The organism is Streptomyces sp. 11x1, assembly GCF_032598905.1.
Lineage (GTDB): Bacteria > Actinomycetota > Actinomycetes > Streptomycetales > Streptomycetaceae > Streptomyces.
This window is the reverse complement of record NZ_CP122458.1, coordinates 817,653-830,218: the sequence shown is the minus strand read 5'-3', so window position 1 is coordinate 830,218 and position 12,566 is coordinate 817,653. Positions and strand designations below refer to the sequence as shown.

Below are 12,566 nucleotides of genomic sequence, written 5' to 3'. Positions count from 1 at the left end.
GGCGGTCTCCCGCCTGCCGCCTGGAGCATCTCCGCATCCGAGACACCGTTTCGTCAACAGCGGCCCGACCCGTGGTCGGACGTTCGGGTGGTGCCCGGCCGCGGTCAGTGCCGGGCGCGGCGGAACACGTCGTCGGGGTCCGAGTCGTCCCAGCCCGCGAACTCGTCCGAGAGGGTACGGCGGGCGGTGCGCGCCGAGGTCGCGTACATCGCCTCGATCTCGGCCTCGTACCGCTGCACGATGGTGTCCCGGCGCAGCTTCATCGACGGCGTCAGCATCCCGTTGGCGAGGTCGAACGGCTCGGGCAGGATGCGGTAGACACGGATCGACTCCGAGCGCGACACCGTGCTGTTGGCCGCGGCGATCGCCCGCAGCACCTCCTGCCGCAGCGCGTTCTCCTCCCGCGCCTCCCGGCCCAGCAACTCGCCCGGCGCGGACAACGATCCCCGCCAGTGCGCGAGGAACTCCGGGTCCAGCGTCAGCAGGGCACCCACGCAGGGCCGGTTGTCCCCGACGACGACCGCCTGGTGGATCAGCGGATGCGTCCGCAGCTGCTCCTCCAGCGGCGCGGGGGCCACCCCCTTGCCCCCGCTGGTGATGATGATCTCCTTCTTGCGACCGGTGATCGACAGATAGCCCTCGGAGTCCAGCCGCCCGATGTCCCCCGTGGCCAGCCAGCCGTCCTGGAGCGCGGCCCGGGTGCCCGCCTCGTCGTTGACGTACCCCTGGAACACCGAGGGCCCGTTGACCAGGATCTCCCCGTCTCGCGCGACCCGGATCTCCGTGCCCGGCAGCGGACGGCCCACGGTGCCGAACTTCTCCCGGCCCACCGGCTGGGCGGTGATGCCCCCGGCGGTCTCGGTCAGGCCGTACCCGTCGTGCACGAGGATGCCGATACCCGCGTAGAACAGCGTCAGGTCGCGGTTGAGGGGGGAGCCGCCCGAACAGCCGCCGCGCACCCGGCCGCCCAGCGTCGCGCGCAGTTTGCGGTACACGGTCTTCTCGTAGAAGGCGTGTTGCAGCTTGAGATCCATCGCGGGCCCGGGACCGGTGCCCAGCCGCTGCCGCTCGACGGCGAAGGCGTAGTCCTGCGCCGTACGCACCGCGCGTTCGAACAGCGGCCCCCGGCCCGCCTGTTGGGCCTTGCGCAGGAAGTTCTTGTGGATCCGCTCGAAGAGGTACGGGACACCGTAGAGGAACGTCGGCCGGAACGAGCGCAGCGCGGCGGACAGCGCCTCCTCGTCGAACTCCGGCTCGTGCCCGAGGAGCAGCCCGCCGCGCAGACACATCCCCTGGATCATCAGGCCGTAGACGTGCGAGAACGGCAGGAAGGCCAGGATCGCGGGCTGTTCACCGGGCGCCGCCGCCGTGTGCCGCCAGCCGGCGAGCAGCGCGTCGCAGGGACTGGCGAGACTGCGGTGGGAGAGCGCGCAGCCCCGGGGCCGGCCGGTCGTGCCGGAGGTGTACGCGATGACGGCGGTGGAGTCCGGCATGACGATACGGCGCAGCGAGTCCACCGTCGCGTCCGGTACGTCCCGGCCCGCCTCGACCAACTGCGGCAGGGACTCGGCGTCCAGCTGCCAGACGTACCGCAGCAGCGGCAGCTTGGCGCACACCGAACCGACGGTCATCACGCCCAACTCGTCCTCGACGACCACGCCCACACAGGCCGCGTCCCGCAGGATCCACTCGATCTGGTCGCGCGACGACGTCGGACAGACCGGCACGATCTCGGCGCCCACGGCCCACAGCGCGACGGCGAGCACCGTCCACTCGTACCGGGTCCGCGCCATCACGGCCACCCGGTTGCCCGGCCGGATCCCGGACGCGATCAACCCCTTGGCCAGATCGGCCACTTCGTCCCGTGCCTCGGCCGCACTCACCCGTGTCCAGGTGTCGGGTGAGGCGCTGTCACGGCGCGCGAGCTGAGGCAGCGCGGGATCGCGGTGCGCCGTCTCGAACAGCGAATCGGCCAGCCCTCCGGTCATGACCGGGCCCGTCGACGGAGCGATGCCGAAGTTGCCCATGCGACGCTCAGAACCTTCCCTGCACGCGACCTCGCCGACGGTGCGCCAACCGGCGGTGATCGAACGTAGCGCACTGTGCCGGAGCCCGCTCGGGGAATCGGCAAGTCGGCCCCCGCGTATCCGCACAGTGAGCCGTGAACGTGATGTGCGGCACGTGGCGGACCTCCTTCGTGGCGCCCTCCCGGGAATCGTCGCTGCCCACGCCTTGATCACCTCTGACCGGCGATGATGCCCCGGATCCGGACGTCCGACGGGTGTGGCACTGTGGTGCGCGCGAACGCGGGAGGTGTCCCGCCGATGTGGAGAGGTGGACGGTGCGCGAGCCCAACGTGATCGGGGACTGGCAGGAGTACGACGGCGATCTGGCCGGCCTGCGTGTGCGCGTCCACGGAGTGGAGTGCGCGGAGCCCCCGCGGGGGCGCGACGACGCCGCCGAGGGCCTCACGTACTTCCGGTTCCGCGTGACCGTGGAGAACCGGGGCGGTGACCACGTCGGCCTGCACCTGGAGGACGGCCAGCTCGACATCCGGACCGGCCCCGACGGCGAGAGCGCCTTCCTCGACTGGCGCAACTCCCGGTTCATCGAGGGCTTCGACCTGTACCCGCTGCGCCGCGCCACCTCCGTCCTGTACGCGGCCGCCCCGGAGGCCCACCTCTCCCAGTTCGACATCCAGGTCCAGCTGCGCGCGGACGAGGAGTGGACCGAGCGGTACCTGTGGTCCGGTGGCATCGGCGTCGACGAGGACCTCCTCGACCCGGCGGGCGGCCCGGGCCGGGCGGACCTCGCGGGCCAGATCAGCGCCTTCCTGCACGAGGAGGCGGAGCGGGGCGCGAGCTGAGCGCCCGGCCGCCGGTCACCCGGCCTCGGCATCGCGCCTCCGCGTGACCAGCCGCTTCAGCAGCGGCCAGGCCAGCAGGAGCGCGATGATCACGTACACGGTCACCGAGAACGGCGTGTTCACCAGGCCGGTGACGCTGCCGTCGCTGATCTGCAGGGCCCGGCGCAGCTGCTGCTCGGCGCCCGGGCCGAGGATCACGCCGATGACGGCGGGCAGCACCGGCAGACCGTAACGGCGCATGCCGAATCCGATCAGACCGATGACCAGCAGGATCACCAGGTCGATCACCTCACCGCCGACCGCGTACGCGCCGACCGCCGCGAAGAACAGGATCCCCGCGTAGAGGTAGGGCCGCGGGATGCGCAGCAGCTTCGCCCACAGCGGGGCCAGCGGCAGGTTGAGCGCCAGCAGCAGGACCATGCCGACGAAGAGCGAGGCGATCAGGCCCCACACCAGGTCCGGCTCCCGTTCGAACAGCAGCGGGCCCGGCTGGATGCCGTACTGCTGGAACGCCGCCAGCATGACCGCCGCGACCGCCGTGGTCGGCAGGCCGAGGGTCAGCATGGAGACGAGGGTGCCCGCCGCCGAGGCCGACGCCGCCGACTCCGGGCCGGCGACGCCCTCGATGGCGCCCTTGCCCCACTCGTCCTGGTGCTTCGACAGCCGTTTCTCGGTGACGTACGACAGGAAGGGGGGGATCTCCGCGCCGCCCGCAGGGATCGCGCCGAACGGGAAGCCGATGAACGGGCCCCGCACCCAGGACTTCCAGGTCCGCCGCACATCGGAGCGGCCGAGCCACGGCCGGCCCACCGGGATGGGCTGCGGCGGACTGCGCCGCAGATGCGCCGCCACCCACAGGGCCTCCCCGATGGCGAACAGACCCACCGCGACGATCACCACGTCCACACCGTCGGCGAGCTGGAGCGAGCCGAAGGTCAGACGTTGCTGGCCGGTCATCTGGTCCAGGCCCACCAGACCGATCGTGAGGCCGATCAGCAGGGAGGCGAGGCCCCGGATGCGGGACGAGCCCAGCACGGACGTCACCGCGATGAACGCCAGCACCATGATCGCGAAGTAGTCCGGGGCGCCGATGTCCACGGCCAGCTCGGCGACCTTCGGCGCCAGGGCCACCAGCAGGACCGTGCCGACCATGCCGCCCGCGAAGTGCCCGATGGCGGCCGCCGCCAGCGCCTGCGCGCCGCGCCCGGACTTGGCCATGGGGTTGCCTTCCATGGCGGCGACCACGGCCGCGCTCTCCCCGGGCGTGTTGAGGAGGATCGACGTGGTGGAACCGCCGAACATCGCCCCGTAGTAGATGCCCGCGAACATGATGAACGCGCCGACCGGGTTCAGCCCGTACGTCACCGGCAGCAGCAGCGCCACCGCCATGGCGGGCCCGATCCCCGGCAGCACCCCGATCGCGGTGCCCAGCAGGACGCCGATCGCGGCCCACAGCAGGTTGACCGGTGTCAGGGCCGTACCGAAGCCGTCGAGGAGGGAGCTGAAGGCGTCCATGTCACAGCACTCCCATCAGCGGGCCACCGGGCAGCGGCACTCCGAGCAGCTTGTCGAACACGGCGTACGTGACCAGGGAGATGACGGCCGCGATGAGCGGGTCACGGTCCAGGCGGCGACTGCCGAGGGCGTACGCCGCGCCCCAGAACAGCAGGGCGCCGGATATGGGGAAGCCCAGCGGCTCGATCAGGACCGCCGTGCCGAGGAACACCCCGGCCAGCAGCAGCACCGTGCGCCAGTCGGCCGGCTCGGACAGATCGATGTCCTCGCCGGCCTCGGCCTGGCCCCGGCCGCCGCGCAGCACGTCCACCGCGAGCAGCGCGGCGATCAGCAGCAGACCGGCGCCGACCACGATCGGCACGGTCCGCGGCCCGACGGGACCGCGCTGGGCGATGTCGACGTCCATGGTGAGCGCGTCGGTCAGGACGAGGACGCCGAGCGCCAGCAGCAGGACGCAGACGCCGAGCTCGGAGTGGTCGCGCAGCCAGGAGCGTCGCTCGTCGGCGGGTGTCGGGGGAGTGCCGGTGGAGTCCGTCCGCGTCGTCACAGTCCCAGCTCCTTCAGCACCGACACCACGCGCCTGTCCTGGGCGTCCAGGAAGTCGCCGAACGCGTCGCCGGTGAGGAACGCGTCGTCCCAGCCGTTCTGTTTCAGGGACTGCCGCCACTCCGGCGAATCGTGCAACTCCTCGATCAGCCGGGTGAGCTTGTCGCGCTCGGCGTCGGTGAGGCCGGGCGGGGCGACGATGCCGCGCCAGTTGGTGAAGTTCACGTCGTAGCCGGCCTCCTGGAGGGTCGGCGCGTCCAGCCCGCGCACGCGTTCGGGGCCGGTCACCGCGAGCAGCCGCAGCTCGCCCGCCTTGATCTGGTCCAGGTACTCACCGACTCCGGACACGCCGAAGGCGACCTTGTCGCCCAGGATCGAGGCGAGCAGCTCACCGCCGCCGTCGAAGGGGATGTAGTTGACGTCCTTCGGCGCGATCCCGGCGGCCTGTGCCATCAGCATCGGCGCCAGGTGGTCGGGGCCGCCCGGTGCCGAACCGCCGCCCACCGGCAGTTTGCCCGGGTCGTCCTTCCAGGCCCCGACGAGGTCGTCGATCGTCTTGTACGGGGAGTCCTTGGCCACCACCACGACGTCCTGTTCCTCGGTGAGGCGGGCGATCGGGGTGGTGTCGGCGAGGGTCTTCGGCGCGTCGTTGGAGCGGACGGCGCCGACGACACCGAGCCCCATCGACATCGCGAGCCGGCCGTTGCCGTGCTCGCTCACCAGCCGGCTCAGGCCGACCGTGCCACCGGCACCCGGCAGGTTGAACACCTCGATGTTGTGGGTGAGCCCGGCGTCCTCCGCGTTCTTCGCGGCCGTCCGTGCCGTGATGTCGTAGCCGCCGCCCGGTGTGTTCGGCACCATGAAGCGCAGGCCGGGGATCTGGGTGCCGGAGCCGGTGCCGGTGTCGTCGCCGGTGGACAGCAGCGGCGGTCCCACGAGCACGAGCACGGCCGCCCCGAGCAGGGCGAGCGGGGTGCGCAGTTGCACGAATGCCACCACCTGTCGGTCGGGTCGATGAGGGGGGAGGTGACCTGGGCCACATCGTGCCCGCGTGGGAGGGCCCTGACGCCCTTGCGGAAGCAACGAAGGTTGTGGTCGTAGTGGTCACGGCCCCTGTCACCTTATGGGCACGTCCCCCGCACCTCCCTTTCCCGGATCGCACCCGGGCGCCATGATTGTGCGACCCACCGCACAGGGCGGCACCCGAGCCGCGGACCGCCCGGCGTGGTGCCGGACCGGGAAGAGTGAAACGCCGGACGTGGCGTCGACGCAGACAGGAGCGGGACGCCCGACTCGGCTTCCGGTACAGACAGGAGCTGGACGCCCGACTCGGCGTCCGGCACGAACAGGAGTCAGACGCCCCGCGCGGCGTCCGGTACAGATCAGGAGCGGCGCCCGGGACGGCGTCGGCAGAGAGAAGAGTCCGTCGTGGTGTTCCGTCGCCATACCCTCGCAGGCGAGATGCTGGTCCTCCAGCTCGCCATCGTCGTGGTGGTGCTGCTGGCGGTCGCGGCGGTCTCGCTCACGCAGTCGGCGGCGACCTTCAACCGGGTCGAGGGCCGCCGGGTCACCGCGCTCGCCGAGCAGCTCGCCGCCAACCCGCTGGTCCGCGACCGCCTCGCACGGCCCGTCGCGCACGAGGCGCTGGCGCCCCTGGTGAACTCCACCCAGACCCAGTCCGGGGTCACCTCGGTCACCGTCGCCGACGCCGACGGCCGGATCGTCAGCTCCACCGACCCCACCGCGATCGGCGACCCGCTGCCGGTGGGCGAGGGCGCCCTCGCGGGCCGCGGCTGGTCCGGCTCACTGACCCTGGACGGCAGCCGCGAGCTCGTGGCCCAGGTCCCCGTGCTCGGCGCGACGACCAACGACAACCTCGGCCTGCTGCTGGGCACGGTCATGATCGGCGAGGCTTCCCCGACCGTGTGGCAGCGTCTCAGCGGCGCCTCCTCCTACCTCCTCGCCTACCTCGGCATCGCCAGCGGCCTCGGCCTCGTCGGCTCCTGGCTGCTCGCCCGCCGCGTCAAACGGCAGACCCTCGGCCTGGAGCCGCAGGAGATCGCCGGCCTCGCCGAACACCGCGAGGCCATGCTCTACGGCATCGCCGAGGGCGTGATCGCCCTCGACCCCCACCACCGGCTCACCCTCGTCAACGAGATGGGCCGGCGCCTGCTGGACCTGCCGGAGGACTGCGTCGGCAAGAGCCTCGCCGACCTCGGGGTGGAGGGACGGCTGCGGGACGTCCTGGCCGGGGCCCAGGCGGAGGCACCCCACCAGCGCGACGAGGTCGTGATCCGCCGGGGCCGGGTCCTGGTGATGAACCGGATGACCGTCACCAAGGACGGCCGCCACCTCGGCTCCGTCACCACGCTCCGGGACCGCACCGAGCTGGCCCGCCTCGAACGCGAGATCGGCTCCTTCCGCAGCTCCTCCGAGCTGCTGCGCGCCCAGGCCCACGAGTTCGCCAACCAACTGCACACCATCTCCGGGCTCATCCAGATCGGCGAGCAGGACGAGGTCGTGCACTACATCCGGGCGCTGAGCCGGCACCGCCACTCCCTCGACGTCACCCTCAGCCGCCGCGTCCGCGACACCGCCGTCGCCGCCCTGCTCACGGCGAAGACCTCGCTGGCCGCCGAACGCCGGGTCACCCTGCGGATCTCGGACGCCACCAACCTCGACCGGCTGGCCCCCGAGGACGCCGCCGACGTGGCGACCGTCGTCGGCAACCTCGTCGACAACGCCGTGGACGCGGCCGCCACTCCTACCGCGCCCGACGACCCCGACCGCTGGGCCGGCGCCCACGCGCGCGAGGCCTGGGTCGAGGTGGAACTGCGCCAGGACGCCTCCAGCGTGGAGATCGTCGTCCGCGACTCGGGCCCCGGGGTGGCCCCCGAACTCGCCCGTGAGGTCTTCTCCCACGGTTTCACCACCAAGGCCGCGCGGGAAGGCGAACGCGGTATCGGCCTGGCCCTCACCCGCCTGGTCTGCGAACGACACGGCGGTGAGGTCTCGGTGACCAACACCCCCGACGGGGCCATGTTCACCGCCCGCATGACCGTCAGCCACCTCGCCGACGCGGTGGCGGAAGGAGCGACACCATGACCGGCACGAGCAGACCGTCCGGTACGAGCAGCCCGCCCGGCACCATCGACGTGCTCGTGGTCGACGACGACTTCATGGTGGCCCGGGTCCACCGCACCTTCGTCGAACGCGTCGAGCCGTTCCACGTGGTCGGCGTCGCCAGCACCGGCGAACAGGCCGTCGCCGCCGTCGACGAACTCCGCCCCGACCTGGTCCTCCTCGACCTCTACCTCCCCGACGGCTTCGGCCTCGACGTCATACCCCGGCTGCGCACCGCCGGACACGACTGCGACGTCATGGTCATCAGCGCCGCCCGGGAGGCCGACAGCGTGCGCGGCGCGGTCCGCCACGGCGTCGTCGACTACCTCCTCAAGCCCTTCGAGTTCGAAGAGCTGCGCTCCCGGCTCCAGCGGTACGCCGCCCAGCGCGGCCGGCTGCTCACCACCGTCGTCCGGGGCCAGGCCGACGTCGACCGGGTCCTCGCCGGAGCCACCGTGCCGGCGTCGACGGCCGGTGCCCTGCCCAAGGGCATGAGCGTGGAGACCGCCGAGCTGATCGAGGCCACCCTGCGCGCCGCCGACGGCACCCTCTCCGCCACCGAGTGCGCCACCCTCACCGGCATCTCCCGGGTCAGCGCCCGCCGCTACCTGGAGTACTTCCACGGCACCGGCAGCGCGGACGTCTCCCTGCGCTACGGCGTGGCCGGACGCCCGGAACGGCGCTACAGCTGGCGGGTGTGAGGGCTCGCCCCGCCACCCCCGGCCTACAGCCCCAGATGGCGGCGTACGACGTCGACGACCTCCCGCGGCCGGTCGTTGAGGTAGAAGTGGCCGCCGGGGAACACACACAGCTCGGTCGGTCCGTCGGTGTGGCCGCTCCAGGCCCGCGCGTCCGCCACCGGAGTCACCGGGTCGGCGTCGCCGGTGAGGACGGTGACCGGGCAGGACAGCCGGTCGCCGGGGCGCGGCTCGTACGTCTCCAGCGCCTTGTGGTCGCCGCGCAGCGCGGGCAGCACCAGCCGCACCAGCTCCTCGTCCTCGAAGACCTGCCCGTCGGTGCCGCCCAACCGGCGCACCGCCCGGAGCAGTTCGGCGTCGCTGCCGAGGTGCAGCGCGCGACCCGGCCGACGTACGGAGGGTGCGCGCCGCCCAGAGACGAACAGTCGCACCGGGACCCGGCCGGCCGCCTCCAGGGCCAGCGCCGCCTCGTGGGCGACCACCGCACCCATGCTGTGCCCGAAGAGGGCGAGCGGCCGGTCGTCGTCGCCGGTGACGGCCTCGACGATCCGCTCGGCCAGCTCCCGGACACTCTCCGACGGCGGCTCGGCGTAGCGGTCCTGACGCCCCGGGTACTGCGCGGCCAGCACATCGGCCGCCGGGGCGAGCGCCAGCGCCATGGGGTGGTAGGCGCTCGCCGAGCCACCCGCGTGCGGCAGACACAGCAGCCGTACGGCCGCCTCGGGCGCGGGCCGGTAACGCCGCAGCCACGGACCACTGTTGACCGCTGAGGTCATGGGCTCACTCGCTTTCGGACTCCGGGCCGCGCCGCCGGCGTCGGTACGCGCTCCAGGACGCCGCCCGCGAACACGTCGTACAGGGGGAGCGTTTCGAGGTGGACGTAGCCGATGTGGCAGTCGCAGACGGACAACGGGCAGGGGCGGGGCGCCAACGCGGCGCGGAAGGAGCCGTCGTAGAGATTGCCCAGCTCGGTCTTCACGAAGTGGCAGCGCCGGACCGTCCCCTCCCCGTCCACCGACACCACCGTGGAACCGGTGCGGCAGGCGCGGCCCGCCGAGCGGTGCGGGTGGCGGCTGAACGGGAACAGGGGGTCCAACTCGGTCCAGAGCGCCGCCTCCTCGTCGGTGTAGGTGTGTCCCTCGGCGGCGTTCACCCACAGATACACCTGCTCCGGCAGCTCCCCGCGCAACCGCCTGGCGTGCTCCAGATGCTCCGGCAGGCCGACGATCCCCACGCTGAAGCGGATCCCCGCCCCGGCCAGCCGGAGGGCCTTGCCGAGGAACCTCTCGTACGGTGTCTGTCCGGGGTGGTAGGTGCACCACAGGGCCACCGTGTCCGGGTCGGCCTCCGTCAGCCATTCCGTGCGGCAGCTCAGGTTCGTCTGGATCGCCACCCGGTCGATGTGCGGCTCGTGGGAGAGCTCGACCAGGGCCCTGCGGTACCAGGACCGCACCAGCCCCTCGCCCCACGGTGTGAACAGCACCGAGAGCCGGTCGCCGGTCTGTTCCCGGGCCCAGGCGGTGAAACGCTCCAGGGCCGCGCGGTCGGCCCGCAGCCGGTCCGTCGAGTCACGCCGCTTGGCGAACGGGCAGTAGGGGCAGTCGTAGTCGCAGGAGGCGAGCGGGCCCCGGTAGAGGATCGTCAGGTCCACGGGTGTCGTCACTTCGGCTCGTACGCGGCCATCGCCGCCCGGACGGCGGGGGAGAAGAACTCGGGGCCGATGGCGTCCGAGTGCGCCAGCCCCTCGGCGGAGAGCTTCAGCAGACCGGGGCCCGTCTCCGCGAGCCAGCCGCGCGCGGCCAGCAGGTCCAGCTCCACGGGGAAGTCCGCGTACGGCTCCGACCCGAACCGCCGCCGGTAGTCCGCCACCGGCAGTCCTCGCGCCTGGAGCAGGGACTGCAGCAGATGGCGACGCCGGGCCTCGTCCTCGTCGACCACCCGACCGTGCACGGCCCGGCCGAAGTCCTCGGTGGCGGTGTAGTCGTCGATGATCGTGCGGATCTCGCTCATGTGCACCGCGTAGTCGAAGGAGTAGTGCACCTGCGACGTGTACGAACGGGCTCCGCAGCCCAGGCCGATCATGCCGTCCGTCTGGCAGGCGTGGTCGTCCGGGCCCTGCGGCGGAGCGTCCGCGCGACGGAACATCCGCATGGAGACCTGCTCGTAGCCGTGGGCGAGCAGATGGTCGCGGCCCTCGCGGTAGCGCCGCAGCCGGGCCTCGTCCCAGTCGCGGTCCGCGAGCACCGGGTCCGCGTTCCGGCCGAGCCCGGTGAGCGGCCGGACGTACAGCGGATAGAGGTAGATCTCCTCCGGCCGCCAGGCGAGGGCCGCGTCCAGCGACAGCCGCCAACTGGCCGCCGTCTGCCCGTCGATGCCGTAGATCAGGTCGATGTTGAGGATCGGTATCGCGGCGTCCCGGATCCGGGACAGGGCCGCCTCCACGTCGGACCGCCGCTGCGGTCGTACGGCCGCACGCGCCTCCTCCGGTACGAAGCTCTGCACGCCGAGGCTCAGCCGTGTGGTGCCCCGCTCGGCGAGCACCGAGAGCCGGTCGGCGGTCGCCGTGGCCGGGGAGGCCTCCACCGACAGCGGGATCGCCCGCAGGTCCGCGCCCATGTGCTGCTCGGCGATGTCGCACAGCCGCTCCAACTCCGCGGCCTCCAGATAGGTCGGGGTGCCACCGCCGAACGCGGCGTTCGCGAACCGCACCGGCTCCGCGTCCCCGAGCGCCTCCCGCACCGCGATCGCCTGCCGTTCGAGGGCGTCGAGATAGCGGCCGGTCAGCCCGTCGGGAGCGCCGATCCGCGTGAAGAGGTTGCAGAAGCCGCAGCGCACCTCGCAGAACGGTATGTGCGCGTACAGCGACAGTGCCTGCCGGGACTCGCCGGCCCACAGGTCCGCGAGCAGCGGATCGTCGGGCAGTTTCCGGTATGCCGTCTTGTGCGGGTAGGCGTAGACGTAGTGCTGGTAAGGACGGACCAGCGGCGCGGTCACGGTCATGCGGACGGCTCCAGGAAGAAGTGGCTGTAGGGGACGGTCCACACGGCCTCGTGGCCGAGGCGGTGTCCGGTGTACCCGTCCTCGCCGTAGGTGGTCCCGTGGTCGGAGCAGACGATGGCGAAGCAGCGGCGCCGTGAACTCATCGCGGCGAAGAGCCGGCCGATGTGCCGGTCGACGTACTCCAGGGCCGCCGCGTGCGTGGCGAGGCTGTCGCCCGCCTCGCGGGTGGCGCCCGGCAGATGGAACCAGTTGGGCTGGTGCAGCGCGGAGACGTTGAGGAAGAGGAACAGCCGCCGGTCGGCGGGGAGTTCGGCCACGACCTGTTCGGCGCGGGCCACCTGGGACTCGAACGACGTGGGTGAGGCCACGGAGAACTCCGGCTCCCAGTGGCTCTCCTGGAACAGGTCCGGCAGGACACTGCCGAGCGCCCCCTGCTTGTTGAAGAAGCCGACACCGCCCACACACACCGTGCGGTAGCCGCGCTCGGCGAGCCCCGAGACCAGGTCGGGACCGTCGAACACGAAGGTGCGCTCCTCGGTGGTCTCGCTGCCGGCGAACCGGCCCGCGAAGAGCCGCGGATGCGGTCCGGGCCTCGCCGGGGTGGGCAGGAACCCCGCGAACATCGCCTGGTGCGAGGCGTACGTGAAACTGCCGGGCGCGTGCCGTTTCTCCCAGGTGCCGCCCGGCAGACGGGCGGCCAGATTCGGTAGCCGGCCCTCCGCCGCGAGCTTCACGGCCACGTCGTGGCGCAGGGTGTCGAGAGTGAGCAGCAGCAGGTCGTCGCGGCCCACCACCTCGTTCATGTCCGGCTCGGCCGT

The 12,566-nt window shown here is 72.2% G+C and carries 11 protein-coding genes; 3 read left to right on the top strand and 8 right to left on the bottom strand.

Annotation, left to right across the window (positions count from 1 at the left end; translation table 11 throughout):
* Positions 1-104: 104 nt before the first annotated feature.
* Complete coding sequence (locus P8T65_RS04030) at positions 105-2,027, bottom strand: AMP-dependent synthetase/ligase (protein ID WP_316724022.1); 1,923 nt, start codon at positions 2,025-2,027, stop codon at positions 105-107.
* Positions 2,028-2,341: 314 nt separating this feature from the next.
* Here P8T65_RS04030 and P8T65_RS04025 point away from each other — a divergent pair, with 314 nt between their 5' ends.
* Positions 2,342-2,866, top strand: a complete 525-nt coding sequence (locus tag P8T65_RS04025; RefSeq protein WP_316724021.1) for a hypothetical protein — start codon at positions 2,342-2,344, stop codon at positions 2,864-2,866.
* Between the two features lie 15 nt (positions 2,867-2,881).
* On the opposite strand, the gene P8T65_RS04020 is transcribed toward P8T65_RS04025, so the two are convergent.
* Genes P8T65_RS04020 through P8T65_RS04010 form a run of 3 tightly spaced genes read right to left on the bottom strand, consistent with a single transcriptional unit; the run spans position 2,882 to position 5,914 of the window.
* Complete coding sequence (locus P8T65_RS04020; protein WP_316724020.1) at positions 2,882-4,381, bottom strand: tripartite tricarboxylate transporter permease; 1,500 nt, start codon at positions 4,379-4,381, stop codon at positions 2,882-2,884.
* 1 nt (position 4,382) lies between these two features.
* Positions 4,383-4,928, bottom strand: coding sequence for a tripartite tricarboxylate transporter TctB family protein (locus P8T65_RS04015; RefSeq protein WP_316724019.1), 546 nt, complete (start codon positions 4,926-4,928; stop codon positions 4,383-4,385).
* Positions 4,925-5,914: a tripartite tricarboxylate transporter substrate binding protein gene (locus P8T65_RS04010; RefSeq protein ID WP_316731471.1), complete on the bottom strand. Its 990-nt coding sequence runs from the start codon at positions 5,912-5,914 to the stop codon at positions 4,925-4,927. The genes P8T65_RS04015 and P8T65_RS04010 overlap by 4 nt, the downstream gene beginning before the upstream one ends.
* 474 nt (positions 5,915-6,388) lie before the next feature.
* Here P8T65_RS04010 and P8T65_RS04005 point away from each other — a divergent pair, with 474 nt between their 5' ends.
* Entirely contained in the window at positions 6,389-8,032 is a 1,644-nt protein-coding gene (locus P8T65_RS04005) for an ATP-binding protein (protein WP_316731470.1), read from the top strand.
* Positions 8,029-8,751, top strand: a complete 723-nt coding sequence (locus P8T65_RS04000) for a response regulator (RefSeq protein WP_316724018.1) — start codon at positions 8,029-8,031, stop codon at positions 8,749-8,751. The genes P8T65_RS04005 and P8T65_RS04000 overlap by 4 nt, the downstream gene beginning before the upstream one ends.
* A 23-nt stretch (positions 8,752-8,774) precedes the next feature.
* On the opposite strand, the gene P8T65_RS03995 is transcribed toward P8T65_RS04000, so the two are convergent.
* Genes P8T65_RS03995 through P8T65_RS03980 form a run of 4 tightly spaced genes read right to left on the bottom strand, consistent with a single transcriptional unit; the run spans position 8,775 to position 12,551 of the window.
* Positions 8,775-9,524: an alpha/beta fold hydrolase gene (locus P8T65_RS03995; RefSeq protein ID WP_316724017.1), complete on the bottom strand. Its 750-nt coding sequence runs from the start codon at positions 9,522-9,524 to the stop codon at positions 8,775-8,777.
* Positions 9,521-10,399 carry an STM4011 family radical SAM protein gene (locus tag P8T65_RS03990; RefSeq protein WP_316731469.1) on the bottom strand — a complete coding sequence of 293 codons (879 nt, stop codon included), beginning with the start codon at positions 10,397-10,399 and terminating at the stop codon, positions 9,521-9,523. Before P8T65_RS03990 ends, P8T65_RS03995 begins: the two co-directional genes overlap by 4 nt.
* A gap of 8 nt (positions 10,400-10,407) precedes the next feature.
* Positions 10,408-11,748, bottom strand: coding sequence for an STM4012 family radical SAM protein (locus tag P8T65_RS03985; protein ID WP_316724016.1), 1,341 nt, complete (start codon positions 11,746-11,748; stop codon positions 10,408-10,410).
* Positions 11,745-12,551 (bottom strand): STM4013/SEN3800 family hydrolase, encoded by an 807-nt coding sequence (locus P8T65_RS03980; protein ID WP_316731468.1) that lies wholly within the window; start codon positions 12,549-12,551, stop codon positions 11,745-11,747. Before P8T65_RS03980 ends, P8T65_RS03985 begins: the two co-directional genes overlap by 4 nt.
* Positions 12,552-12,566: the final 15 nt, after the last annotated feature.